The organism is Pseudomonas sp. 5Vm1k (assembly GCF_056161485.1).
The window spans coordinates 1-26030 of sequence record NZ_JBSPCZ010000003.1 but is presented as its reverse complement, the minus strand read 5'-3'; the positions used below and the strand labels follow the sequence as shown (position 1 = coordinate 26030).

Annotated in this window: 23 protein-coding genes and 2 pseudogenes; 9 read left to right on the top strand and 16 right to left on the bottom strand. The window is 59.5% G+C overall.

The features are described from left to right. Positions 1–112 precede the first annotated feature (112 nt). The 5 genes from ACWIKB_RS06620 to ACWIKB_RS06600 are packed head-to-tail and all read right to left on the bottom strand — an operon-like array spanning position 113 to position 3868. Positions 113–1102, bottom strand: coding sequence for a FecR family protein (locus ACWIKB_RS06620; RefSeq protein ID WP_475265892.1), 990 nt, complete (start codon positions 1100–1102; stop codon positions 113–115). Beyond that, positions 1099–1662 carry an RNA polymerase sigma factor gene (locus ACWIKB_RS06615; protein ID WP_475265891.1) on the bottom strand — a complete coding sequence of 188 codons (564 nt, stop codon included), beginning with the start codon at positions 1660–1662 and terminating at the stop codon, positions 1099–1101. The genes ACWIKB_RS06620 and ACWIKB_RS06615 overlap by 4 nt, the downstream gene beginning before the upstream one ends. Further along, complete coding sequence (locus ACWIKB_RS06610) at positions 1662–1985, bottom strand: DUF3325 domain-containing protein (RefSeq protein WP_475265890.1); 324 nt, start codon at positions 1983–1985, stop codon at positions 1662–1664. The genes ACWIKB_RS06615 and ACWIKB_RS06610 overlap by 1 nt, the downstream gene beginning before the upstream one ends. Beyond that, positions 1986–3566, bottom strand: a complete 1581-nt coding sequence (locus tag ACWIKB_RS06605) for a PepSY-associated TM helix domain-containing protein (RefSeq protein ID WP_475265889.1) — start codon at positions 3564–3566, stop codon at positions 1986–1988. After that, positions 3563–3868: a DUF3649 domain-containing protein gene (locus tag ACWIKB_RS06600; RefSeq protein ID WP_475265888.1), complete on the bottom strand. Its 306-nt coding sequence runs from the start codon at positions 3866–3868 to the stop codon at positions 3563–3565. The genes ACWIKB_RS06605 and ACWIKB_RS06600 overlap by 4 nt, the downstream gene beginning before the upstream one ends. Before the next feature lie 178 nt (positions 3869–4046). Here ACWIKB_RS06600 and ACWIKB_RS06595 point away from each other — a divergent pair, with 178 nt between their 5' ends. The 3 genes from ACWIKB_RS06595 (at position 4047) to fecA (ending at position 7953) form a co-directional block, all read left to right on the top strand. Continuing rightward, on the top strand, positions 4047–4535 hold the full coding sequence (locus tag ACWIKB_RS06595; protein ID WP_475265887.1) for a sigma-70 family RNA polymerase sigma factor: 489 nt from the start codon (positions 4047–4049) through the stop codon (positions 4533–4535). Continuing rightward, a complete protein-coding gene (locus ACWIKB_RS06590) occupies positions 4532–5461 on the top strand; it encodes a FecR domain-containing protein (protein ID WP_475265886.1) in 930 nt (309 codons plus the stop codon). The genes ACWIKB_RS06595 and ACWIKB_RS06590 overlap by 4 nt, the downstream gene beginning before the upstream one ends. A gap of 158 nt (positions 5462–5619) precedes the next feature. After that, positions 5620–7953, top strand: coding sequence for a TonB-dependent Fe(3+) dicitrate receptor FecA (fecA, locus tag ACWIKB_RS06585; protein ID WP_475265885.1), 2334 nt, complete (start codon positions 5620–5622; stop codon positions 7951–7953). Between the two features lie 260 nt (positions 7954–8213). On the opposite strand, the gene ACWIKB_RS06580 is transcribed toward fecA, so the two are convergent. Together ACWIKB_RS06580 and ACWIKB_RS06575 are read right to left on the bottom strand one after the other, a co-directional pair. Continuing rightward, complete coding sequence (locus ACWIKB_RS06580) at positions 8214–8624, bottom strand: HPF/RaiA family ribosome-associated protein (protein ID WP_149418217.1); 411 nt, start codon at positions 8622–8624, stop codon at positions 8214–8216. Between the two features lie 213 nt (positions 8625–8837). Next, positions 8838–9785, bottom strand: a complete 948-nt coding sequence (locus ACWIKB_RS06575; protein WP_054049783.1) for a LysR substrate-binding domain-containing protein — start codon at positions 9783–9785, stop codon at positions 8838–8840. Between the two features lie 135 nt (positions 9786–9920). Between ACWIKB_RS06575 and ACWIKB_RS06570 the strand changes: the two genes are divergently transcribed. From ACWIKB_RS06570 to ACWIKB_RS06560, 3 genes are all read left to right on the top strand, one after another. Beyond that, positions 9921–11297, top strand: coding sequence for an L-serine ammonia-lyase (locus ACWIKB_RS06570; protein ID WP_475265884.1), 1377 nt, complete (start codon positions 9921–9923; stop codon positions 11295–11297). Positions 11298–11361: 64 nt separating this feature from the next. Next, on the top strand, positions 11362–12663 hold the full coding sequence (locus ACWIKB_RS06565) for a serine/threonine transporter (RefSeq protein ID WP_475265883.1): 1302 nt from the start codon (positions 11362–11364) through the stop codon (positions 12661–12663). A gap of 298 nt (positions 12664–12961) precedes the next feature. After that, positions 12962–13279, top strand: a complete 318-nt coding sequence (locus tag ACWIKB_RS06560) for a DUF3509 domain-containing protein (RefSeq protein ID WP_475265882.1) — start codon at positions 12962–12964, stop codon at positions 13277–13279. Between the two features lie 78 nt (positions 13280–13357). Here the strand turns inward: ACWIKB_RS06560 and ACWIKB_RS06555 are convergent, their stop codons facing one another. From ACWIKB_RS06555 to ACWIKB_RS06545, 3 genes are all read right to left on the bottom strand, one after another. Then, complete coding sequence (locus tag ACWIKB_RS06555; RefSeq protein ID WP_475265881.1) at positions 13358–14260, bottom strand: hypothetical protein; 903 nt, start codon at positions 14258–14260, stop codon at positions 13358–13360. Next, on the bottom strand, positions 14260–15324 hold the full coding sequence (locus tag ACWIKB_RS06550) for a hypothetical protein (protein WP_475265880.1): 1065 nt from the start codon (positions 15322–15324) through the stop codon (positions 14260–14262). Before ACWIKB_RS06550 ends, ACWIKB_RS06555 begins: the two co-directional genes overlap by 1 nt. Before the next feature lie 137 nt (positions 15325–15461). Beyond that, on the bottom strand, positions 15462–15962 hold the full coding sequence (locus ACWIKB_RS06545; protein WP_123405399.1) for a phosphate-starvation-inducible protein PsiE: 501 nt from the start codon (positions 15960–15962) through the stop codon (positions 15462–15464). Positions 15963–16320: 358 nt separating this feature from the next. Between ACWIKB_RS06545 and ACWIKB_RS06540 the strand changes: the two are divergent. Next, positions 16321–16575, top strand: a pseudogene (locus ACWIKB_RS06540) (YebG family protein); the annotation flags it as partial. A gap of 241 nt (positions 16576–16816) precedes the next feature. On the opposite strand, the gene ACWIKB_RS06535 reads toward ACWIKB_RS06540, so the two are convergent. Continuing rightward, the gene (locus tag ACWIKB_RS06535; protein ID WP_475265879.1) at positions 16817–17836 is read right to left on the bottom strand and encodes a Glu/Leu/Phe/Val dehydrogenase family protein; all 1020 of its coding nucleotides are present in this window, start codon (positions 17834–17836) and stop codon (positions 16817–16819) included. A 183-nt stretch (positions 17837–18019) separates the two neighbouring features. Between ACWIKB_RS06535 and ACWIKB_RS06530 the strand changes: the two genes are divergently transcribed. Further along, the gene (locus ACWIKB_RS06530) at positions 18020–18823 is read left to right on the top strand and encodes a SirB1 family protein (RefSeq protein ID WP_475265878.1); all 804 of its coding nucleotides are present in this window, start codon (positions 18020–18022) and stop codon (positions 18821–18823) included. A gap of 44 nt (positions 18824–18867) precedes the next feature. Here ACWIKB_RS06530 and ACWIKB_RS06525 read toward each other — a convergent pair. From ACWIKB_RS06525 to hmgA, 4 genes and pseudogenes are all read right to left on the bottom strand, one after another. Continuing rightward, positions 18868–20263: pseudogene (locus ACWIKB_RS06525) on the bottom strand (MFS transporter). Positions 20264–20422: 159 nt separating this feature from the next. After that, a complete protein-coding gene (maiA, locus tag ACWIKB_RS06520) occupies positions 20423–21058 on the bottom strand; it encodes a maleylacetoacetate isomerase (protein ID WP_475265877.1) in 636 nt (211 codons plus the stop codon). Between the two features lie 12 nt (positions 21059–21070). Then, positions 21071–22375, bottom strand: coding sequence for a fumarylacetoacetase (fahA, locus tag ACWIKB_RS06515; protein ID WP_475265876.1), 1305 nt, complete (start codon positions 22373–22375; stop codon positions 21071–21073). A gap of 3 nt (positions 22376–22378) precedes the next feature. After that, positions 22379–23683 carry a homogentisate 1,2-dioxygenase gene (hmgA, locus tag ACWIKB_RS06510; protein ID WP_475265875.1) on the bottom strand — a complete coding sequence of 435 codons (1305 nt, stop codon included), beginning with the start codon at positions 23681–23683 and terminating at the stop codon, positions 22379–22381. Positions 23684–23848: 165 nt separating this feature from the next. Here hmgA and ACWIKB_RS06505 point away from each other — a divergent pair, with 165 nt between their 5' ends. Continuing rightward, a complete protein-coding gene (locus ACWIKB_RS06505) occupies positions 23849–24640 on the top strand; it encodes an IclR family transcriptional regulator (protein WP_475265874.1) in 792 nt (263 codons plus the stop codon). A 74-nt stretch (positions 24641–24714) separates the two neighbouring features. Here the strand turns inward: ACWIKB_RS06505 and ACWIKB_RS06500 are convergent, their stop codons facing one another. Next, positions 24715–25896 carry a hypothetical protein gene (locus tag ACWIKB_RS06500; protein ID WP_475265873.1) on the bottom strand — a complete coding sequence of 394 codons (1182 nt, stop codon included), beginning with the start codon at positions 25894–25896 and terminating at the stop codon, positions 24715–24717. Between the last annotated feature and the right edge of the window lie 134 nt (positions 25897–26030).

The following is a 26030-nucleotide window of genomic DNA, read 5'->3' as shown; positions in this document are numbered from 1 at the left end:
TTTATTGAAGTGATGTGGTGTTTGATCTGACGCCTTCGCGAGCAAGCCCGCTCCCACAATTGGAATGCAATCCCCTGTGGGAGCGGGCTTGCTCGCGAAGGGGCCGGTCGCCTCACCGCAAAATAATGATTTGGCCCAACAGTTGATGCTGCTCAAACCCCAACACCCCCTGCAACGAACTCAACACCGCTTGCGGGTCCTTGCTCGGAAAACTCCCGCTGACCCGCCGCGCCGCCAGTTCATCGTTAAGCAGCACAATCCGCCCCGGGTAATAACGGCGCAAATCCTCCACCACTTCCGCCAGGCTCGCCTTGTAGTAATTCAGCCAACCTTGGCGCCAGGCCAGTTGCGCTTCACTGTCCACGGCATGCAGTTTTTCCGCCGAGCCTTCGCCATACGCCACTTGCTGACCAGCGGTGAGGATTTGCTGTTCGGCATTGCGATCCGCCGTCACGCCAACCCGCCCGGACAACACCGTCACCTGCGCGCCATGGGGTTGCAGGCGCACTTCGAATTGCGTGCCCAGCACCCGCGCCTGACCCTTTTCGGCATCCACCACAAACGGTTCGCCGGTATGGGTCACGCTGAAAAATCCGGCACCGCGACGCAATTGCACATGGCGCTCGCCGCGGCTGAAATCCACGGCGATTGCGCTGTCGGCATCGAGGGTGACTTGGGTTTTATCCGCCAAAGTCACCGTGCGAACTTCCCCCGGCGCCGAAACATAATCCGCGCCCAGATCATCCGCCCAACGCAGCGGCTGCCACCCTGCGCCAAGGCCGACCATCAGCAACAGGCACGCGGCCATCGCCAACGCGCCGGACCAGCGCCGCACGCTGGGGCGCCGGGAGCGGTTCATCGCATTGAGATAACCCTGCAGGGCAAACGCCTCTTCGTCGGCCAGTTTTTGCGCCGGCACTTCGCTCAATTCCCACACCACTTGCGCCTGGGCATACGCCTCGGCATGCGCCGGGTCCGCCTGCAGCCAGTGACTGAAAGTGAGCTGATCGCCACTGCTGGGCTGATCGTGCAACAAGCTCAGCCAGGCGAAAGCGGCCTGTTCCTGGGCGGGCGTCGGGGTGACGCGTTCGGCGTGGTTCACGGTGCTTTCCTTGGCGTGCACGGTTCGGGTTCCCGCAGGCTGGCCTTGCAGGCGTCGAGGGCGCGCATCATATGTTTTTCCACGGCACTTTGGGACAAACCCATGGCCTTGGCGATCTCGGCGTACTTGCGGCCGTGAATGCGGTTGAGCAGGAAAATCTGTCGCGTACGTTCGGGCAAGGCACGCAACGCGGCTTCGACGTGACGCAAATCGTTGCCCGCCTCCAGCGCGGCTTGCGGCTCACTGCCCTGGCTGTCTGGCGCGTCGGGCATCCAGCCTTCGTTGACCCGCACCCGCGTGCCTTCGCTGCGCAAATGGTCGATGGCGATGTTGCCGGCGCAGCGCAGCAGGTAGGTGCTGAGTTCTTCGACCTGAACCAGCGGCCGGCGCCAGAAGCGCAGGAACAAATCCTGCACCAGGTCCGCCGCCGTCGCCCGACAACCGACGCGACGATTCACCAGTGCTTCCATCTGCGAACGCTGGGACAGGAACACCTGAAGAAAATGCGCGCGGGCGCCACGATGTTCGTCATCGTGGGATTCCGGGGGGCTGGCGATCATCAACTCAACACTGCACAAACGGGACTGGTGAGGAGCCCCAACGCCGCCAGCGACAAGGCCAGACGCGGGCGATAGGGCAGCAGCAAGACCAGCAGCAATGCGCTGAGCATCAGGACTGCAAACCACTCCACCAAGCCGAGGCCCCAGCCGGTCGCGGACACCGCTGCCCACAATGACAGGGCCAGCAACAACCAGCCGCCGAGTCGCATGTTGGATCGGCGTCGGGCCGAGGGTTTACGCCCGAGCAGGTCGGCGTGATGCCGATCCATCGACAGACAGAGCGCGGTGAAACCGCCGTAGCACAGCAACAGGGCCAGCAGCATTCAGGTCGCCTCGTGCTCAAGGGTGACAGGTCGGGCACGCGCTCGGGTGACGGGCTCAGTGCGTCCCGAACGCTGCATTTTCCACGCGCCCCACGCCAGGAACAGGCCGCTGCCCAGGCACGTCAGATCGAAGCCGGCCATGGCCCAGTCGCCTTGGCGCAGCGACACGCCCAAGTGATGCTGCGAGGTCAGCGCGTTGAGCAACGGCACCGCGCAGAACAACAGAGCCGCCAGCGCCAATTGCTCGACCCACGCCGCGCGGCCACGGCGGACCATCGCGTGCAGCACGCTCAGGCCCCAGAGAATGAAGAAGCTATTCACCTCCCAATCCGCCCGTTCTGCCAGACCCACCGGCAACAACCGATTGGCCCAGAAGAACGCCGCCACGGCGATCACCAACCCCGACATGCTGGCGATGTTCAGCACTTCCACCAGACGCAATTCGAACGGCATCACGCCGCTCTTGGCATGTTTGAGCTGACGCTTGCCGAGCCAGATCACCAACCCGGTGCCAATCATTGCCGTGCCGGCCAGCCCGCAGATGAAGTACAGCCAACGCAACACCGGACCGGCGAAATGGCCCATGTGCAAGCCATAGAAACCGCCGGCAATCGCCATCGGGATCGGTTGGTCCGGCGTCTTGCTCAGTAGCTGGCCGGTCACGCCATGGAACGTCAGCGCGCGGCCAAAATCGTAGACCACACCGTCGCCACCATCGCGCTCCAACACCACCGAGGCATTCGCGTCGCCGGGATTATTCACCGCCAGGCTACCGACTCCGCCGCCCGACCATTGCTCGCGGGCATGTTCCAACAGCGATGCCAACGGCGCCAACTGGCCTGGCTGACCTGCGGCTGGCGGCGTGCTGGACGCCGGAAACACCTCCTCGAAGAACGCCCCGGTCTGACCTTTATACGAAGCAAGAATGCTCGCCGGCATGACCATCGACATGAAAATCACCAGGCTGCTGTAAGTGATCATCAAGTGAAACGGCAACACCAGCACGCCCACCGCGTTATGCCCGTCGAGCCAGGAACGCTGGCCCTTGCGCGGACGGAAGGTGAAAAAGTCCTTGAAGATTTTCTTGTGGGTGATGATCCCGGTGATCAGTGCGATAAACATCACCATCGCGGCGATGGTCGACAGCCAACGGCCCCACGGGTAAGGCATTTGTAGCTGGAAATGGAAACGGTAGAAAAACTCGCCGCCCATCGTGGCCCGGCCCTGCACTTCGGCACCGGTTTGCGGATCGAGGTTCTTTTTACTGAATTGACCGCGCTTGCCCGGTTCAGCCGGGGCCTGCTGCCAGCGCACCGTCAGGCGGGGCTCGCGGGCCGTCGGCAGGTCGATGAGCCAGCGCGACGCGTTGGCTGCGTGCTGCTGGAGATAGTTTTGCGCCAGCGTCAGGCTGGCTTCGGAGGGCACCGATCGCGCGGGGATCTCCGGTTGCATCCAGTGGCTGGTTTCAGCCTTGAAATACGCGAGGGTGCCGGTCAGGAAAATCGCGAACAGCAACCAACCGAAGATCAAACCAACCCAGGTATGCAGCCAGGCCATCGCCTGGCGAAAGCCCTCTTTCATGGCTGGCCCGCCCAGTAGGCCAGCCCCGAAACCGCGCCCAGCACCAGGCTCGGCACGATCATGCCGAGCCACGCCTGCCAGGCGCTGCGACAAGCAAAGCACCAGAGCACCGCCACCAGATAGGCCAGAAACGAGGTCATCATCCCGGTGACCACGGCTTCAGCGCGGGCCATGGGCAGCAACAGACTCAGGCTGACGCTGGCCAGCGCGGCAACGACATAACCGCCCAGCACGGCAGCCAACACCCGCGAGGTAACCGCCAGTCTGTAGGAAACGGGGAGCGTGCTGATCTTGCCTTTCATGTTTCGACCTTGAAACCGGGTGAGGCCCCGTGAACGTTGCAGGACCAACAAGCGCGCAATATTAATGATAAATATTCTCATACGCAAAAGAGATCCGATTGCCGGATGCGCGATGACGCCCTTACAATGCGAACAATTCTTGTTCTCTAACGTATCCGTATGTGTCGGAGTGGTTCCGTTGCAGCCCGCCAATCCCGTCGAAGTCCTTTATCACGACCATCACAACTGGCTCACCGGATGGTTGCGGCGCAAGCTCGGCTGCCCGGACAGCGCCGCCGACCTGGCCCAGGACACGTTCATGCGGGTGCTGACGGCGCGGGAAGCCCCGCAAATCATTGAGCCACGGGCGTTCCTCACCACCATCGCCAAGCGCGTGCTGTTCAACCATTACCGTCGTCAGGATCTGGAACGCGCTTACCTCGACGCTCTCGCGCAGATGCCGGAATGCGTCGCGCCGTCGGAGGAAGAGCGGGCGATCATCCTGCAAACCCTGATGGAGCTGGACCAGTTGCTCGACGGCCTGCCGCGCCTGGTCAAGCGCGCCTTTTTGCTGGCGCAGGTCGATGGCCTGACGTATCCACAGATCGCCGCTGAACTGGGGATCTCCATCGCCACAGTCAAACGGCACCTGAACAAAGCGGCGATGCGCTGCTACTTCGCTCTATGAACGCCCCGCCAGATTTTTCCAACCGGGTCGCCGAGCAGGCGGTGCACTGGCTGCTGGAAATGCAGCAAGGACCGTTGAACCCGCGCCAGCAACATGCCTGGCAGCAATGGCACGACGCGCACAGCGAACATCAGCGGGCGTGGGAGCATATTCAGCGGGTCAATCAGCGCTTGCGCGGGTTGTCCTCGTCCCTGGCCCACGCGGCATTGAATGTGCCGAAGTCCGGCAGCCGTCGCCAGGCGTTGAAGCTGTTGCTGATTCTGGGCGCCGGTTCTGCGGTGACCTGGGGCATGCGCGAACACAATCTGCTGACGCCGTTGCTGGCGGACTATCGCAGCCCGGTGGGTCAGCGACGCAAAGTGGCGCTGGGTAATGGCAGCCAGTTGCAGCTCAATACCGCGACGTCGGTGGATGTGCGTCCCGACGGGCTGATTCGTTTGCTCGAAGGCGAGGTGCTGCTGACTGCCGCTCGGAGTTTTGAAGTGCGCACGGCTCAGGGTTTGTTGAAAACCCAGGGCGCGCGGATGAACGTGCGGCAATTTGCGGATCGAACTCAGGTTGCGGTGTTTGAAGGGCGGGTCGAATTGACGCCCGATGGCGGTGCTCCTTTGTTGCTGCAAAGTGCCCGGCAATTGAGTTTCGGGCTTCGCGGCGTCAGCACTCCCCTGCCCCTGGACGCCAACAGCGGCGCCTGGGCTGACGGCATGTTGGTGGCGGCGCATATGCGTCTTGGGGATTTTCTCGATGAGCTGGGTCGCTATCGTCACGGGCAGCTTAATTGCGATGCGAAGGTGGCGGATTTGTTGATCTCCGGGACGTATCCGCTGGATGACAGCGAGCGGATTTTGCAGATGCTGGAAATCAGTTTGCCGGTGAAGGTGCGGCGGTTTACGCGGTATTGGGTGACCGTGGAAGCCCGTGCCTGAATCCAGGCCACACCATAAAACCTGTGGCGAGGGAGCTTGCTCCGTCGCCACAGGAATCGGTCAACCAAAAAATTTCATACTACGTGAGCCGTTTTTCAGATCTGGCGTGACAGAGAAGGAAAGCCCCCCTTGATTCCACCTTCTCAGGATCGTCGTCCATGCAACCCACTCGCCTAACCCCGCTGGCCCGCACTGTGCGCCAACTCTTGCTGGGCGCCAGCCTGAGCTTCGCTGCCGTCTCAATGACTCAGGCCGCTGACGCCAAGCCGTACCACATCGCCCCCACCTCCCTTGAAAACGCGCTCAACCAGTTCGGCCGTGAAGCCGGGGTGCTGATTTCGTTTGGTTCGCAAGTCACCAGCGGCGTGAAAAGCCGTGGCCTGGAAGGTAACTACACGACAGAACAGGGTTTGAACACGCTGCTCGAAGGCACCGGTCTGCAAGCCCGGGCCGAGGGTAACAATGCGTTCAGCCTGCAACCGGCGGGCGATGCAGCGCTGGAGCTGGGCACCTCGACGGTGGTCGGCGACTGGTTGGGTGATGCGGCGCAGATCAACGTATTCGAACACCCCGGTGCGCGGGACGTGATCCGCCGCGAAGAGTTCGAACGCCAGGGCGCGACCCAGGCCAAGGACGTGCTCAACCGCATCCCCGGCGTCAACGCCCCGGACAACAACGGCACCGGCAGTCATGACATGGCGCTGAACTTCGGCATTCGCGGCCTCAACCCGCGTCTGGCCTCGCGCTCCACGGTGTTGATGGACGGCATTCCGGTGCCGTTCGCGCCATACGGTCAACCGCAGTTATCGTTCGCGCCGATCAGTATGGGCAACATGGACGCGGTGGACGTGGTGCGCGGCGGTGGTGCGGTGCGTTACGGACCGCAGAACGTCGGTGGCGTGGTCAACTTCGTGACCCGCGCCATTCCCGATGCACCAACGGTCAAGGGCGGTTTCCAGACTGAAACCAGTCCGTCCTCCAGTCACGACGGCTTCAAAACCACCGGCAATCTGCTGGCCGGCGGCACCGCGGATAATGGCCTGGGCGGCGCGCTGCTGTATTCCGGCACCCGCGGTGGCGACTGGCGCGAGCACAGCGATACCGAAATCGACGACCTGATCCTCAAGGGCAAGTATCAACTCGACGAGGCCAACAGCTTCAACGCGATGGCCCAGTATTACGAAGGCAAAGCCGACATGCCCGGCGGTTTGAACGTCGCCGATTACGATGCTGATCCGTATCAATCCACGCGTCCGAAAGACCAGTTCTGGGGCCGTCGCACGATGTTCAATTTCGGCTATCGCTATCAGGAAGATCGCCGCGAGTTCACCGCCAACACCTTCTTCACCAAAACCCTGCGCAGCGGTTATCTGGATCAGGGCACGTTCCTGTCGCTGTCGCCTCGCGAGTACTGGGTGCGTGGCCTGGAAACCCGCTTTGCCCAAGGCTTCGATGTCGGCCCGACCAGCCATGAAGTCGGCGTCGGCTATCGCTACATCAACGAGGCCGGCCACGAACTGCGCTATCGCACGCCGATTGCCAGCAATGAATTGCCGACCACCAACAGCCGCAACGACCGCGACACCCGTGGCGGCACCGAAGCCAATGCGTTCTTCGTCGATGACCGGATCGACATCGGCAAGTGGACCCTTACGCCGGGCATCCGCTACGAGATGATCGAATCGCAGCAGACCAACAACCTGACCAAAGTGAAGTACAAGGGCGATTACAACACCGCGCTGCCGGCGTTGAACGTGCTCTATCATCTGACCGACAGCTGGAACCTGTACGCCAACACCGAAGGCTCGTTCGGCAGCGTGCAATACAGCCAAATGCCTAACCGGGTGACCAGCGGCGAAGTCAAACCGGAGAAGGCGCGGACCTGGGAGTTGGGCACCCGTTACGACAACGGTGCACTCAGGGCGGAAATCGGCGCGTTCCTGATCAACTTCGACAACCAGTACGAAAGCAACCAGACCAACGACTCGGTAATCGCCAGGGGCGAGACGCGGCATCAGGGTATCGAGTCGAGCATCAACTATGCCCTTGAAGACTTGAGTCCGGCGCTGGCCGGTTTTGATGTCTACGCCACTTATGCCTATGTGGACGCGACCATCCGCGAAGACGGGTCGAACAAGGGCAATCGTGTGCCGTTCTCCTCAAAGCACAAAGGCACGCTTGGCGTCGGTTACACCGAAGGCGCGTGGAAGCTCAACTTGGACAGCAGCTACCAGAGCGACCAGTTCGCCGACAACGCCAACACTTCGAAGGAAAGCGCCGACGGCAGCACCGGGCGGATTCCGGGCTACATGCTGTTCAGCAGCCGTGCAGCGTATGACTTCGGGCCGAAGTTGTCGGATTTGAACGTGGCGGTGGGGGTGAAGAACATCTTCAACCACCAGTACTTCACCCGTTCGTTTGATGACAACAACAAGGGCAAGTATGTGGGGGAACCAAGGACGGTATATGTGCAGACGTCGGTTGCGTTCTGATCGACCAGTAGCTTCAGCCATAACGCACACCCTGTAGCAACTGGCGAAGCCTGCATCCGTGTAGGTACTGTCGAGTGAAACGGGGCTGCGATCTTTTGACTTTGATTTTTTAAAACAAGATCAAAAGATCGCAGCCTCATTTCACTCGACAGCTCCTACAGGGGGACTTGTCGTGGTTGAGATTAAGGGGAGCCAAAACAAAAACGGGCCTGCATAAGCAGACCCGTTTGTCAGTGGAAAGGTGAAAGGTGACTCAGGCCTCAGCCGTTTTGCGCAGCCTGTTCGTTTTCGAGAAACTCTTCTTCCAGCAGCACGTCAGCATGTGCGCCCCGTTCAAATGGGACGACAGCGGCACGTGGTTTGCCCCGCAGTTTGCCGAACAGATGGTCCAGTGCATGTTCAAGTTTGGTGGCCGCCCCGTCGATCGCTTGTTCAAGGGTATCGGCTTTATGGGTCACAGAAATTGGTTGATGGCCTTTAGGCCGCGCTTCCAGCTGGCAGCGCATGTCATGCGGTCCAGGCTTGTCGCCGTTCTCGTCCCGCAGGTGAACCTCGACGCGGGTCAGGTCCTCTTCATAACGTTCGAGCGTGCTCTCAATGGTAGTACGTACCCACTCCTCCAGTCGGATGCTGCTTTGAATATGGTTATCGCTGTTGACTTGGATTTGCATAGTTCATCCCTTATTTCAGCTAGCTCGCGAGAGGTCGGTCGGCTGGCCCTTGGGCGTCATCACCGTGACCTCTTACTTACACAATCGGTCTGTGCGCTGAACATTTCAACCCCTAAAAAAAGATAAATTTTCATACGCAAAAAAAGCCGGACAAGGAGCAAAAGCGCTGTTAAGGTCGGGAGTTGGGTCGCATCGCTTCTTTGTCACAATTGCTCACATCTGCTGTTCCGCCAGTGGATGCAGACTCCGGAAAATCCCCGCCTCTTCCACCAGCCAGTCATGCACCGCACGCACGCCCGGATGGCTCAGCGCCCCCGGCGCATACAGCAGCACGTAGCGTTTGTGGTTCGGCACCGCCAAGCCAAACGGCACAATCAACGTCCCCCGTTCCAGCTCATCGTTCAGCAACGTTCGCCGCGCAATCGCCACGCCCATGCCGGCAATCGCCGCTTCGATGGTCAGGTGATTGCGATTGAACGTGTGCCCGCGCCGTACGTCGGCGCCCTCGAAGCCGATGGCGTTGAGGTAGAACTCCCATTCCGCGTACTCATAGCTGCCGCGCCAGGCGGTGATGTCGTGCAGCAACGGAAAGTGCACCAGGTCCGCCGGGCCGTGCAGCGGCGGGCGGCCGCGCAACAGGCTCGGGGCGCACACCGGGAAGATCTGCTCGTCGAGCAAGGCTGTGGATAACAATCCGGGGTAACTGCCGTCGTTCAGGTCGATGGCCAGATCGAAGTCGCCCTCGTGCAACGGCACGCTGCTGTCCTCGGCCACCAGGCGCAGTTGAATGTCCGGAAAACGCTGCTGCAAACGCGGCAGGCGTGGGGTCAGCCACTTGCTCAGGAAGGATGGAATTGAGCGCAAACGCAAAATCCCGCTGATCATCCCGGCGTCCAGTCGTCGCAATTCTGCATCGATGCTGCCGTAAGCCTCGTTGACCGTAATGGCCAGTCGCTGGCCCTCAGCGCTTAATTCCACGCCGCGCGCGCGCCGATGAAACAGGCGAAAGCCCAGGCGTTCTTCCAGTTGTCGGATTTGCTGGCTGACCGCACCCGGTGTGATGTGCAGTTCTTCGGCGCAACGGGTGAACGACAAGTGCCGCGCGGCACAGGAAAACACGTGCAGCCAGACATAGGTCTGGGCATGCAATTGACGACTCATCGTTTAGTCCTGCTAAAGGCTGTCTTAGGAAGTTTCGTTGGTCACGTAGGACCGAGGTGGGCAGTATCGCCGACATTGCGCTTGTCCTACAAAAATGGCAGCGATTTCTCTTCCATTGCTTGTATAGGCTTTAGCATGGCTATCAGTGTTTTCGATCTCTTCAAAGTCGGCATCGGTCCGTCCAGTTCCCACACCGTCGGCCCGATGCGCGCCGCCGCGACCTTCGCCCAGGCCCTGATTGACCAGCATTTGCTGGCCGACGTGCGGCGGGTGGAAATCCGTCTCTACGGCTCCCTGTCGGCCACCGGCGTCGGTCACGCAACCGACCGCGCCTGCGTCATGGGCTTGATGGGCGAATGGCCGGACAGCATCGATCCGACCTCCATCGACAGCCGAATCCAGACACTGCGCGAAACCAACGAACTGTCCCTGGCCGGTAAAACGACCATCGCCTTCAACTGGCAACGCGATCTCCTGCTGCTCGACGAGAGCCTGCCCTACCACCCCAACGCGATGTCTCTGACAGCCTTTGCCGAAACCGGTGAGTTGTGGGAGCAAACGTACTACTCGGTTGGCGGCGGTTTCATCATTGAAGCGGCCGAAGCCGAGTCCGGCATCGCACCGACCAGCGACGTGGTGCTGCCGTACGATTTTTCCAGCGCCGCCGAGTTGCTCAGGCTTTGCAACCAGCACGGCCTGCGGGTTTCCGAGCTGATGATGGCCAACGAACTGGCCTGGCGCAGCGAAGCTGAAATCCGTCAGGGATTGCTGCATATCTGGTCAGTGATGCGCGAGTGCGTCGAGCAAGGTTTGCGCCACGAAGGCATCCTACCCGGCGGTCTGAATGTTCCGCGGCGCGCGGCGAAATTGCACCGCAGCCTGTTGGAAATCGGCAAACCGAATGTCATCACGTCCACCCTGTCGGCGATGGAATGGGTCAACCTGTTCGCCCTCGCCGTAAACGAAGAAAACGCGGCGGGCGGACGAATGGTCACCGCACCTACCAACGGCGCGGCGGGGATCATTCCGGCAGTGCTGCACTACTACATGAAATTCAACCCGGACGCGTCGGACGATGACGTGGTCGCGTTCTTTCTGGGCGCGGCGGCCGTGGGCATTCTGTGCAAGAAAAACGCCTCGATCTCCGGCGCCGAAGTTGGCTGCCAGGGTGAAGTCGGCTCGGCCTGCGCCATGGCCGCCGCCGGTCTGGCGGACGTGCTCGGCGCCACACCGGAGCAACTGGAAAACGCCGCTGAAATCGGCCTGGAACACAACCTTGGCCTGACCTGCGACCCGGTCGGCGGCCTGGTGCAAGTGCCGTGCATCGAGCGCAATGCCATCGCCGCCGTGAAGGCGATCAACGCCACGCAAATGGCCCTGCGCGGCGACGGCAAGCACTTCATTTCCCTGGACCGGGTGATCCGCACCATGCGCGATACCGGCGCCGATATGCAGGACAAATACAAAGAGACTTCACGAGGCGGCCTGGCAGTGAGCTGGGTGGAGTGCTGACCGGCATTCCCTGACCGTCCGTAACACGTGAGCCCGAGCAAGAATAATAACGAGGCCCCAAACGATGACCGATGTACGTACACCTGCTGCCGATAATCCCGCTGTAGACCTGACACGCAATACCGAAATTGCCCACAAAGGCTGGAGTAAATTCGACACCACCTGGATGCTTGGCCTCTACGGCACGGCGATTGGCGCGGGCACGTTGTTCCTGCCGATCAACGCCGGCGTCGGCGGTTTCTGGCCGCTGTTGATCCTGGCGCTGCTGGCGTTCCCGATGACCTTCTTCGCCCACCGTGGCCTGACCCGCTTCGTGCTGTCCGGGCGTTCGGGCGACATCACCGAAGTGGTGGAAGAACACTTCGGCATCGGCGCCGGCAAGCTGATCACGCTGCTGTATTTCTTTGCGATCTTCCCGATTCTGCTGGTGTACAGCGTGGCGCTGACCAACACCCTGAGCAGTTTCATGGAGCACCAGTTGCACATCGCCCCGCCGCCCCGGGCGATTCTCTCGCTGGTACTGATCCTCGGTTTGATGGCCATCGTGCGTTGCGGTCAGGGCGTGATCGTCAAATGCATGAGCGTGCTGGTTTACCCGTTCGTCGCGGCGTTGCTGCTGCTCGGCCTGAGCCTGATCCCGAACTGGAACGGCGCGTTCTTCGCCACCGCCAGCGAAGGCATGCCGTTGCCGCTGTTCTTCAAGACACTGTGGCTGGCGATTCCGGTGATGGTGTTCTCGTTCAACCATTCGCCGATCATCTCGGCGTTCGCGGTCGAGCAGAAACAGCGCTACGGCGCCCAGGCCGAACGTAAAAGCAGCGGCATCCTCGCCATCGCCCACGCGATGATGGTGGTGACGGTGATGTTCTTCTGCTTCAGTTGCGTGCTGGCACTGTCGCCGGCTGATCTGGCGGCCGCCAAGGCGCAGAACATCTCGATCCTTTCGTACCTGGCCAACCACTTCCAGACTCCTGTCATCGCTTACGCCGCGCCGTTGATTGCGCTGGTGGCGATCACCAAATCCTTCCTCGGCCACTACATCGGTGCCAGCGAAGGCTTTCAGGGCCTGATCGTGAAAAGCCTGCGCGGCCGTGGCCGGGTGATGTCATCGAGCTGGCTGAACCGCGTGACCGCACTGTTCATGATTCTCAGCTGCTGGGCCGTCGCCACGTTCAACCCGAGCATCCTCGGCATGATCGAAACCCTTGGCGGGCCGATCATCGCGTGCCTGTTGTTCCTGATGCCGATGTACGCCATTCGCCGCGTGCCGGCCTTGCGCCAGTACTCCGGGCAAGCATCGAACGTGTTCGTGGTGTTGATTGGATTGATTGCACTGTCTGCGATCATCTATTCATTCCTGCCCTGAATCGGGCAGGCAAAAAGAAGGCGGGCCGTGGCGCCCGCCTCTTTTTTGCCGTGTACGTTGTTCGACACTTTTCCCGGCATGGCCCTTGCTATGCCCTATGTAGGAGCTGCCGCAGGCTGCGATCTTTTGCTCTTTAGCGCTATCAAGGATGCCGAAGATCAAAAGATCACAGCCTTCGGCAGCGCCTACGCGACACGGATGAAAGCGCATGAACATGGAATGCCGATGGTCTGGTCTTGCGAACCAACCCGATCATGGCCGGTCAACAACTGCACGTTCAATCAGGCGGTGACGCATCATGGACAACCCTTTTCAGCTCATTACCGATGCCTTTGCACCGGATTATCAGATCAACCTGAGCATTCAGGGTCTGGACGGCAGCATCATGCTGACCCTGTCCAACGGTGGCCGCGTGGTGGCCAAACGCATGATCAGTGCCGAACAACGCAATGACCCCAAGCGCCTCAAGCGCCTGGTGCAAAGCATTCAGTTCGGTATCGCCATCGAACAGGGCCACAGCGCCGTGGCTATCCTTGAAGCCATGACCGACGGCGACAATCGCAACCTGCCGCCGCCTCAAGTCAAAGGTCACGCACGGCCAGCCATGCGTCTTTAAAGCTCGCCCTTCTACCCTTCCGGGCACTGATCGGTCGGAAGGGATGCGGTGACTATCACGTATCGACGAAAGAGTCGCCTACGCGTTTTGCTCGGTAATTCGTATTAATAGCTGTTCAATTAAATCACTGACTTCACGTTGGCGGAGTGCGCGAGCCTCTCTGAACTCCTCGTCCTCGCCCAATTCAAACTTCGCAACGGAGACGGGCCCATCCAACCTGTAACCTTCGATATCACCGTTGCCAACAAAGCGCCTGCGCAGAATATCGAGTGTTTTACTCAGCACGTCTGGATGCCGACCTTGTTGCGCCTTGACCATCGCGACCACCACTGCATCGAGGCCAAGATCTGAATGCTCGATGCAGTACACAAGATCATGGGCATCCTTACGCTCGTTTCGCTGATCGAACGCCAGTGACTTTAAACAAGTGAAACTCACCACGTCAGCGTACTTGATCCACTCCGTAGCCACGCCGTTTCCACCGAGCAACTCTGCGCATATCTCGACCCGTTGATGGTGATCAAAAACCATGGATGAGTGGGGAATATTAAGCGCGGAAATCGTACCTTCCGTTGGCAGGGCCTGAACCTTTCCACCAGATATCTCAGGCGCATCGGCAAGTAGTTCAAGAACCATGAGCACACCATGCTCAGTCCTGGTCTGCCAACGCCACGACAACTTGCGCCCTTGCTCATTGACTGAGCGCTCGAAGCCATTTTTTTTGAAATTTTCCTCAAGCGTGTGGTACGCCTGAGTATCGGTGAGGATCGCAAGATCGATCACTACATCGACATCACTGGTTCCCGCATGAGCAGGTACAGCCGGGGGTCGGGCCCTCACGAGATAGCGCGGCACTAACCCGCCTATTAAAAAAACGGACTCCTTCCACGGTCCCAGCCCCCGCATGAGCGTGACCAGGACTCGCTCGCAATCGAGTGTGTAGTTAGCGCTGTATCCACCCGAGGTCTGAGGCTTCATCATCAGAAACCAATCCTTTCTTTTCGTAAGTGTTCGGCGAGTTCACGGGCGCGTCCTTCACCCTTCAAAAGGTCAAGATAGACCCGCACAGGGCTCGCCAAAGTTATTGATTCGATATCTTGAGTTTCCAGAAAGTCGTTGTCGTTCTTCGACTCGATGATAATCAGGTTTGCCCCCTCTGTAACGGCTCTCGCCCCCAGATCACGCAGCGACAAATCGGCCGTCCAACCTGGTTGTAACAGGCACCGCACCTGGGAAATATTGGTAAGGAAAGGGGAATAACGCTGGGCCGCAGCCTCGTGAGTAACCGCATACTCTGCGCCATTGTTCACGAAAGCTTCGGCTATCCGTTCAATCAGCTTGTCGCCCTTGTAACCCGGAACGTAATAGCGACTAACGGGTGGCGAAGGAAGCTCGGTCAACTGTTTGCTCCACGCATTCAGTAGTTCTGCGGGAGCAGAAAGTCTTCGCTCTTTACTGGGTCCTTGGCCTCTCGTTTCAAGCCATTCGTAACGTTCCAGAGTGGTCAACACGCCTGATACGGTTGCTGCCGAAACCTTTGCCAGAGTGGCCAGTTGATTCACCCCGAACCACTGAAAAGGATGATTCAGCAAATGGTGGATGACTTGAGCTCGTCGCCCTGAATAGAAACTCTTGGCCGCCTTTTTTTCCGACTTGGAGCCGGGTCTGTCGACATAAAAAAAAGCGTTTGGCGTTGAAAGGCAAATACTCCCCCCGCCCACGAAGTAACCGACTTGGGCTTCTTCCAACAACTTCCTGGCGCCCGGGGAAATCGAGTCAGCGGCCAATAGAATAAGGCTCTGGTCGTCCCTGGCACCCTTTGCGGCGGCCGCATGCTGGACCCACAGAAACTGTTGCACATCCCGGGGAAAGATTGTTCTCTTGCATTCGATCAAGAGCTGCACTTGGTCAGACCCGATAGTCAGATCGATGGAGGGTACAGCGTCGGAATCACGATGGACTGGGTCATTCGCAAATCGCACATTTGGAAGATTCGCCAAAGTTTCTAATAGCTCGCTGACGAGTTTGTCGTTATCTATGTTCATACCCCCCCCTAATTCACTGCACAGCAAACATCGCTATTTATCAGAATATTCAGCATAAAATGCATATTTACTGCGCAGCAAATATCGCCTCAATCGAATCTAGCGCTAACCCTATCCTTAGGCAAGGCATGAATTTGTCAAAGCTCGCCCTTCTCCACCTCGGGATGTTCACCGGAGCCCGCGCCGATCTTGCGCTGCGGGTTCTCGATCTTCACCGAGGGGAATTGCGACGAGGCGTAACGCACCACCAGAATCGAAAACGCCAACAGCAGAATCCCGCCGCAGAGGTAGATGATGCCGATGTCCGGCGGGTTGTGGTGCGAGACGTTGGAGATCAGCAGACGCGTCAGCGCAGTGATCGCCACGTAGATCAGGAAGCGCACGGGCATGTGGTTGGTCTTGAAGTAAATCCCGACCATCGCCCCCAATTCCAGGTAGATGAACAGCAGCAAGATGTCATCGATCTTGATGTGCCCCGCCTCGATCATCTGCAAAAACTCCATCACCGCCGCCCACGCGGTCACCGCACCGATGGCAAACAGCGCCAGGTAGTGGAAGGTCTCGACGAACAGGTTGCCCAGGGACTCGGCCAGTTGATGCACATTCTGCCGCAGGTTCTCGGCCCAGTTGATTTTCACGATGATTCTTCCTTAGCTCGGTTCGAGCGGATGATGCGGGTTGGACGTGACGGTTGTTCTGCATGCAGAAAAAAGGCCAGCGGCTGGAAATTGAGATGATGGCCGCGTGACATGAGACACTTCGGCGGTGATTGGACCGACGCCTTCGCGGGCAAGCCTCGCTCCTACAGGTTCGATGTGATCTGTAGGAGCAAGGCTTGCCCGCGAATGGGGCGACACGATGCACCTGAACAAATGCCAAATTCGGTCTACATTGAAATGCCACTACCCAAAGCGCAGGGATTCGCTTATCCTTTTCGCTGTATATAGATACAGTAGTCGCGAAGACAACTTAATGTGAAGGCATGTGAGGTGGTGAATGGCCGTCGAAGTGGTATACCGCAGCAGCCGAGATCTGGAGCGCTTGTTCATGGATAAAGCCGAAGCTGACCGTCATGACAAAATGCTCGAACTGGCCGAATTGCTGGCTGAAGTGTTGCAAAAAGCCGTGCCATCCCTGAGCGAGCAGCAAGTGGAAGAAGCTGGGATCTACATGGCGAAGAACCGTGATGTGTTCGCCAAGGCGTTCAAGAGTCAGCCGGACGCACTGTCCGAACTGCTGAGTGCGCCTGCTGAAGTGGCTGAACCTGTAGAGGTGGTTGAAGCCGCCGAGCCGGTCAAGCCTGCGAAAGCAGTCAAAGCCGTCAAGTAAGCAATGCCCGAATTGAATAGGCCCTGAGTCGAATGGCTCAGGGCCTTTTTAATGCCCGAAAATCAAAGATCAAAATCAAGATCAAAAGATCGCAGCCTTCGGCGACGCCCACAGGCGCGTAGGAGCTGCCGAAGGCTGCGATCTTTTGACCATGCTCTTCAAATCACCGATACAAAACCTTCTCCGCCAACTCATCCGCCACCCGTGCCGGCGAGCGTTTTTCCGCCTGGGCATGCGCAAAGACTTCGGTCAGCCGCGAGGCGATTTTCGACAAGTGCGCGGTGATGGTCGCCAGCTCTTCGCCACGGTGTTTGAGCGAAACGTAGATCAGCCCGCCAGAATTGATCACGTAATCCGGCGCATACAGAATGCCGCGCCGTTCCAATTGGTCGGCAACGTCCAGGTGCGTCAGTTGGTTGTTGGCCGAGCCAGCCACCGCCGAGCAGCGCAGTTGCGTCACGCTGTGGCTGTTGAGCACACCGCCCAAGCCGCACGGCGCAAGGATGTCGCACGGGGTGCTGAGCAGCGCATCGTTGGCGATCGGATGGGCGCCGAGTTGTTCCATGGCCAGTTGCACCTTGCCGTGATCGATGTCGCTGACCAGCAGTTCGGCACCGGCAGCGTGCAGTTGTTCGGCCAGGGCATAACCGACGTTACCCAAGCCTTGAATGGCCACGCGCAAACCTTCGAGGTTATCGCTGCCGAGCCGGGCCATGGCGGTGGCACGAATACCGGTGAACACGCCCATTGCCGCGTGAGGCGCGGGGTCCCCCGCCGAGGTGGTGCTGGTGACGTATTGGGTTTGTTGGGCGATGCAATCCATGTCCGCCACCGAGGTGCCGCTGTCGATAGCGGTGATGTAGCGGCCGTCGAGTTGGTTGATGCAACGTCCAAACGCTTCGAACAGCGCGCCACGGTTTTCGACATGGGCCGGGCGCACGATCACAGCAACGCCGCCACCTTGGGCCAGGCCGGCCAGGGCGGCCTTGTAGCTCATGCCCTGGGCGAGGCGCATAGCGTCCTCGACGGCGGATTCGTCGCTGGGGTAGGCAAGGTAACGACAACCGCCCAGGGCAGGCCCCAAACGGCTGTTATGAATGGCAATCACTGCCTTCAACCCGGTGACCGGGTCTACGCTAAGGTGTAGCGATTCAAGGCGAGTGCTTTGCATGAGAGCGAACATCGTCGGGCTCCCGAATCACTTCTGGTAGTCGCCAGTATAGGCTTGCGCCCGAAAATTGCTGAAGCGCACCGGAATAAGCCGCGCGCCTTTGAGGGCTTTCGGACATAACCTGTAAACGCCTGTGTGCAGCACTGGACGAAAACCGGTGACGGGGCTAAAACGAGGCATGCCCCGGAGATTTTGATGACCCCGCGCCAACGCTTTTTCGCCTGCCTGCAACGTTCACCGCCCGCTCTGTTCGAGGCGGCGCTGTGGATTGCGGCCGAACACGATGCAGAAATGAATCCCGAGCTCTTACTGGCAGACTTCAAGGAGCTGCAACAGCGGGTCAGTGCAGGCCTGCCGATGCTGCCGGTCAGCGAGCTGGCCCAGCCGTTGTTGCGACGGATGAATGACCTGGGGTTCGCTCAGGACGATTTCACCCCGCTACGCCCGCAAGTGGCATTGATTCACAAAGTGCTGGAACGCCGTCGCGGCCAGCCACTGGCCTTGGGCCTGATTGCGCTGGAGCTGGCCAGAAGACTGGAGATCCCCATGGTCGGGGTCAACTTCCCCGGGCATTTCCTGCTGCGCGTGCAGGGCGCCGATCATCTGCTGGACCCATGCGGCGGGCGCCGGTTGTACCCCAACGACTGTCGCGACTTGCTGCAACGCCAGTACGGTCCGAACATCAAACTCAGCGCCGAGCATTTGCTCACGGCTGACCCGGTGCACATGCTCCAGCGCCTGTCACGCAACCTGCGCCAGTTGCACCTCACCAACGATGACTACATCGGCGCCCTGGTGGACGCCGAGCGTGTGCTGGAGCTGGGCAACGGCAGCGCCTCCGACTACCTGGCGCGGGCCAGTCTCTATCAGCGGCTCGACTGCCCGAACGCCGAGCGCTTCGATCTGGAACATGCACTGCTGCTCAGCGACGACCCGATCCAGCGGATTCGCCTGACGGAACGCCTGGGGCACCTGCCGCCCAACTCCGTCGTTCACTGATCGCAGAACCCTGTGGGAGCGGGCTTGCTCGCGAAAGCGCCCGTTCAGTCGACATCGATATTAGCTGACACGACGCCTTCGCGAGCAAGCCCGCTCCCACCTTTGTTCGGGGTTGTTTCTGATGGCGAACGCACCTGGATGATAAACAACGCCGCAATCACCGCCGGTATCGCGCAGAAGAAGAAAATCTGCTGCACCGGAATGTGCATCGCCAGCAGCATGCTGCCAAACAGCGGCCCGAGGATCGAACCGAATCGTCCCACGCCCAGCGCCCAACCGGTGCCAGTAGCGCGGACCTGCGCCGGGTAGAAATTACTGGCGAAGGCATTGAGGGTCAGTTGCCCGCCGATGATGCAGAACCCGGCGGCAAACACACTGGCCACCAGATAACGCGGGTTGTCATGATTGAGGCCCAGCAGAATCGTGCACAGTGCTGCCGCAGCCAGCACGCATGACAACAGGCGTACTTTGCTTTTGAGGCGGTCAGCGAACCAGGCCATGCAGATCGCGCCGACAGTGCCGGCGAACAGGAACATCGAGGTCACCAGGTTGGCTTCATTGAGTTTCAAGCCACTTTCCAGCAACAGCGTCGGCAGCCAACTAATCATGAAATACAACAGGATCAGGCTGACGAAAAAGGTCGCCCAGATCAGTAAGGTCGGGCGTGCATAACCGTTACGGAACAACTCCAGCACCGTCAGTTTGCTGCCCTGCTCTTGCTCGTTTTGCGTGATTGATGCGGCGGGTGGTTGCCAGTCCGGCAGCATCCGCGCGGTGACTTTGCGCAAGCGTGCGTAAGCGTGCGTAAGGTGGTGCATCACGCAGCAAACGCGGCAAGGACTCAGGCAGAAACCAGGCCAGAAAAGGGAACAGCAGCAACGGCGTGACACCACCGGCAAGGAACACTGCTTGCCAGCCGAAGCTGTCGATAAACCCCGCTGCGACAAACCCGCCCGCTGCCCCGCCGAAAGAAAACCCGCAAGCCGCCAAGGTCACCATCAAGGTGCGCAGACGTGGCGGCGAATATTCCGACATCAACGCCATGGCGCTGGGCATCGCCCCGCCCATGCCGATCCCGCAAATGAACCGCGCAGCCATCAGGGTATTCAGTGAGTCCGCGAACACCATCAACACCGTGAGGGTGGCGTAGATCAGCACGCAGCACAGCAGAATGCGCCGCACGCCGAAGCGATCCGCCAGCGGCGTGACGGCCAGCGAACCCAGGGTCAGGCCCAACAGGTTGGCGCTGAACACCGGGCCGAACGCGGCTTTTTCCAGACCCCAATCCTGAGCCAGGGCAGGCACCACGTAGCCTAGGACTTGCGCGTCGTAGCCGTCGGTCACCAACAGCAATGCTAGAAGCAACAGGAGCAACCACTGATAACGGGACACAGGACGGGCGTCGAGTGCCGCCCGGAAGCTGGCAATCTGGTTGTGCATCGCAAGGTACCTGTTTTGTTTTTATGGTGTTGATGCCGTCCCGAATCCCTTGTGGGAGCGGGCTTGCTCGCGAAGGCGTCGTGTTAGCCAACATCCATGTCGACTGAACGGGCGCTTTCGCGAGCAAGCCCGCTCCCACAATGGGATTGGTGTGAAGCGTTAAGGGGTATCTGGCTGGTTTGCCGGGTGCGCTTTTATGAACGCTGGATGTGTGACTGCCAACGCCGCCACCCGGCGAATCCGCGGATACGCTTCAAGTGAAATGTTGAAACGTTCTGCCGCATACAACTGCGGGATCAGGTAAACATCCGCCAGCCCCGGCTCATCACCGAAGCAATAACCGGCATCACCGATCAACCGCTCCACAGTCGCCAACCCCTGGCTGATCCAGTGCCCGATCCACTCCACCACTTGCGGCTCATCGTGACCCAACTGGCGCAGTTTGTTGAGCACGCTGACGTTGTGCAGCGGGTGCACATCACAGCCAATCACCGCCGCTACACCACGTTCGTGAGCACGGGCGGCGAGGTCTTTGGACAGCAGCGGCGCCTGTGGATAACGTTCCTCCAGGTACTCGATGATCGCAGGTGACTGGATCAGCAATTCACCTTCGTCTGTACGCAAGGCCGGCACCCGACCTTGCGGATTGACGGCCAGATACAGCGGCTGCCGGTGTTCGCCACCGGGCGGCGCGATCAGGTTGATCGGCAGAGCCTGGTAATCCAGCCCCTTCAATGCCAACGCAATGCGCACCCGGTACGAAGAAGTCGAACGGTAGTAGGTATAGAGTTCCATGACCCGCTCCTCTTAGCGCGCCGGCACGACTTTGCCGCGGCATTCACCGAAACCGATGGAAGCAAAACCGTCGCGGCTGCAACGGGCGCGCAGGATGATTTCGTCGCCATCCTCAAGAAACTTGCGCACTTCGCCCGAGGCCAGTTCGATCGGCTTTTTACCACCGTCGGTGATTTCCAGCAGGCTACCGAACTGACCGTTTTCCGGGCCGGACAAAGTGCCCGAACCAAACAGATCACCGGCCTGCAATTGGCAGCCGTTGACGCTGTGGTGCGCAACCATTTGCGCCACGGTCCAGTACATGTGTTTGGTGTTGCTCAGGGTCAGCCGATGGGCCGGCAGGTTCTGCTCGCGCATGGTTTCGGTGAGTAGCAACACTTCCAGCTCAATATCGAAAGCACCACCGGCCTGATCGCGTTTGTCGAACAGGTACGGCAGTGGTTGCGGGTCCCCTTCAGGGCGTGTCGGTTGCGCGCGACGGAATGGTTCCAGCGCTTCGGCCGTCACGACCCAAGGCGAGATACTGGTGATGAAACTTTTCGACAGGAACGGCCCCAGTGGCTGGTATTCCCAGGCCTGGATATCCCGTGCCGACCAGTCGTTGAGCAGGCAGAAACCGGCGATGTGATCCGCCGCGTCACCAATGGCGATCGAGTCGCCCATCTCGTTGCCCTGGCCGATCCAGATGCCCAGTTCCAGTTCGTAATCCAGGCGTGCGCACGGCCCAAACGTCGGTTCGGTCTGGCCGGCGGGCAGGGTCTGGCCTTTCGGACGACGAACGTCGGTGCCGGACGGGCGAATGGTCGAGGCGCGGCCGTGATAACCGATCGGCACGTACTTGTAGTTCGGCAGCAAAGGGTTGTCAGGGCGGAACAGCTTGCCGACGTTTTGTGCGTGCTCGATGCCGACGTAGAAGTCGGTGTAGTCGTTGATTTTTGCCGGCAGATGCATCACGCAATCCGCGGCCAATGGCAGCAGTTTGGCGCCTTGGGCTTCGATCTTGCCGTGCAGGGTGCTGCCTTCGGCGAACAGTTCCAGCAGGCGTTCGCGCAAAGCAACGCGGGCGTCACGGCCCAGTTCGAAGAAGGCATTGAGCTGACCGCCACGGGTCGCTTCGACCGCCGTGCGCGCGGCGCCGTCGAACAGACCGGCGTCCAGCGCCGCTTCCAGATCGAAAATATGCTCGCCGATAGCCACGCCGCTGCGCGGTGCCGAACCCTTCACGCTGAACACGCCCAAGGGCAGGTTCTGCAACGGGAAATCGGTGTGGCCGTTGGCGGAGGCAACCCAGCTACGAGGGATGGAAGTCTGAGTCATGGGTTATCTCCGGGTCGGGTCGAAAGTGACGGGCAGCGTGGCCCAGCAGGCGTCGTAGTTGGATTGCAGTTGTGAGCATTCGAGGGCGAACTGGCTCGGGCGCAGCACCTGACTGGTCTCGAACATGAAGGCCATGGTGTTGTCGATTTTCGCTGGCGCCAGCTCGGCGTTGATCGCTTTGGTGCAGCTCTCGCCATCGGGGCCGTGGGCGCTCATGCAGCTGTGCAGCGAGGCACCACCGGGCACGAAGCCTTCGGCCTTGGCGTCGTATTCGCCCTTGATCAGGCCCATGAATTCGTTCATCAGGTTGCGGTGGAACCACGGCGGCCGGAAGGTTTTCTCGGCCACCATCCAGCGTGGCGGGAAAATCACGAAGTCGAGGTTGGCCAGGCCGTGAACGCTGGTCGGCGAGGTCAGGACGGTGAAGATCGACGGGTCCGGATGATCGAAACTCACGGTGCCGATGGTGTTGAAACGGCGCAGGTCATATTTGTACGGCACGTTATTGCCGTGCCAGGCCACCACGTTCAGCGGCGAATGATTGAGCTCGCAGCCCCACAACTGGCCGAGGAATTTCTGCACCAGGGAGGTCGGTTGCTTGAGGTCTTCGTAATGGGCCACCGGGGTCAGGAAGTCCCGTGGGTTGGCCAGGCCGTTGCTACCGATCGGCCCGAGGTCCGGCAGGCGCAATGGCGCGCCATGGTTTTCGGCAATGTAGCCCCGGGCTTGCGGGTCGAGCAATTCGACGCGAAATTTCAGACCGCGCGGCAGCACGGCGATTTCCAGCGGTTCCAGCTCCAGCACGCCGAGTTCGGTGGCAATGCGCAGACGCCCCAGCTCCGGCACCAGCAGCAATTCGCCGTCGGCATTGAAGAACACGCGCTCCATGGAGCGGTTGGCGCGATAGCTATAGATGCTGATCCCGGACGGTTTTTCCGCGCCCGAGTTGGCGGCCATGCTCACCAGCCCGTCGATGAAATCGGTCGGTTCGCTCGGCATGTCCAGCGGGTTCCAGCGCAGCCGGTTGGGGGTCACTTCACCCAAGGGGCCGCCGGCCAGTTGCCGGTCCAGTTTGACGAACGCCGGGTGATTGGCCGACGGCTGAATGCGGTACATCCAGGTGCGCCGCGCTTCGCTGCGGGCCATGGTGAACGCAGTGCCGGAGAACAGCTCGGTGTAGAGACCGTACGGGACTTTTTGCGGGGAGTTCTGGCCGACGGGCAATGCGCCAGGCAACGCTTCGCTGCTGAATTCGTTGCCGAAGCCTGACTGGTAAGCCAGCGCTGGCGTCGTTGAATCGAGGTTCATGGAGCCTCCTGAACAGGGAGTAGGCAATAGCCTGTCGCTCTGTTGCAGAGGTCTTGGCACGCCCGGGTTATTTTTATCGTAATCCAATTACGCTTAACGTAATTTGATTGGTATTGACCGTCAAGCTATAAAGACGCCCATTCGTCCCGGGATCACACCGCCTCCATGGAAAAGCCGCGCAACAACGATAAACAGAAAGTCCGCTCGGCCGAGGTCGGCACTGACATCCTCAAGGCCCTGGCTGAACTGTCGCCGTCGACTTCGTTGTCGCGCCTGGCCGAACACGTGCAGATGCCGGCGAGCAAGGTTCACCGTTATTTGCAGGCGCTGATTGCCAGCGGTTTTGCCGAGCAGAACACCGCCACCAACCATTACGGCCTTGGCCGCGAAGCCCTGCGCGTGGGCCTGGCTGCACTCAACAGTATGGACGTGCTGAAAGTCGCCGCCCTGCCCCTGGCTGAGCTGCGCGATGACTTGAACGAAACCTGCTTTTTAGCGGTGTGGGGCAATCAGGGCGCGACCGTGGTGCACATCGAGCCGGCGGTGCGAGCGGTGACGGTGGTGACTCAATTGGGGTCGGTGCTGCCCTTACTCAGTTCGTCCACCGGGTTGGTGTTCAGCGCGTTTTTGCCCAATCGGGAAACCGTGGAATTGCGCGAGCTGGAAATCCAGGCCAGTGCAGCGCATGCACTGGCTGACGAGCAGGTCTACGCGACCTTGTGTGAACAGATCCGCGAACGTGGCTTGCACCACGTTCACGGCTTGCTGATGCCCGGCGTCGATGCGTTGTCCGCGCCGGTGTTCAATGCCGTGGGCAACGTGGCAGCGGTGCTGACCATCGTTGGCCCGACTTCGCTGTTCCACGCGGATGAAGACGGCCCGGCGGCGCAGCGTTTGCTGGCGGCGACTCGGGCCGTGAGTTGGCGGATGGGTTATCACCCAACACCTGAGCGCTAAAATCGAAGCAATGAAAAGAGGCACTGATCAGTGCCTCTTTTTAACTGCGTAAAACTACGTGTTCGTTGCGGGTATTAACTCATGCGAGTGGTTGCCATCCCGTGCGTACTTGGAATCGTTTGGCTGGCCACATAAGTCAGATAATTTGCGCCGACGGTTACCCCGGTCGCGGTGGAAACAAGGTTGGCGTAATCGTTTATCTTCGAGAAGGTATCCATGCCGGCGCCGATTCCACCGACGCCCGATGCCTTGCCCAGATATGCAGTGATAAGCCCTACCCAGGCCGCGGCGAAGTGAGCATTCGCCGCTTTATCATCACCATTATTGTAGGCGCCTATTCCTTGCACGATGGAACGTGTGGCTTTCAGCAGGCTTGCCACCAATCCCACCGGAGGAATGAACAGCGAGGCAACATCAGCGACAAACTCGACCACAATCATCGTGTCGCGCCAGAACGCTTCGGAAAAACTCGTAGTCTGATGATCTACATCGGCAATAAAGCGATCCACCATCGGCGCGTATTCATAGTGAAGAGCGGTAATCGCCATTTTTAACCCGGAAAGCTCGAGCGTTGATTTGCGCTGTCGAATTTCGTGAAAGTAATTCTCCACTGTTGCTCGGTCTTGCAACCGAACACACTCCAGAATGGTGTTTTTTAAAGCGCCGCCACGCAAATCCGCATTGATATCTTCGGCCGTACGGAACATTTCTTCTTCTACCGAGCCTGGTAGGTACAGTATGTTTTCCGAACGCCCGTTGACTGTTCCAGTGAACCAGTAGGCGCCATCTACCCGTTTTCCTTTCAAGTAGCAGCCATATATCCAACCGTTTGAAGGATAAGAGTGGGTGTCAGTATCCAGACGATCCAGGATTGCTTTTAACCAGTTATAACGCTCCGGCGCAAGCTTACCTTTGACTTTCTGAACCAGCGCATCCCTCTGCATCCTGTTCTGCTTGAGCTTGCCATATAAAGCAGCACGAGCTGAACGGTCCTCGGGCTTACCGCCGACGAAGTCTTTTTTCAGATATGCAATATATTTATCACCCGGCAATAAATCGATCAGTTCATTGATGACTGCACCATTGAGCCTATCGAGGTTTTTCCCATCCTTTGATTTGAACGTTGCGGTACGCACCGTATCTTTGATCTGCACCACGACGCTCGCCGCTGGATGAACCCAGGCAAATGCCTGAATAAAAGGGCTGGTATCGGAACGCCACACTTCCCAGTTTATAAAGAGCTGAGTCAGTGTCATGGCACCGTGGCCTAGTGTGCTGTTCTCAAATTAACATTTCTCCGATATTGGCTACACTTCCGGTGTCATCCAACGTTCGGAGAAGCGCAGGTGAACGCACTCAACATTGTCCTCAGTCCAGAAGAGCATGCCGA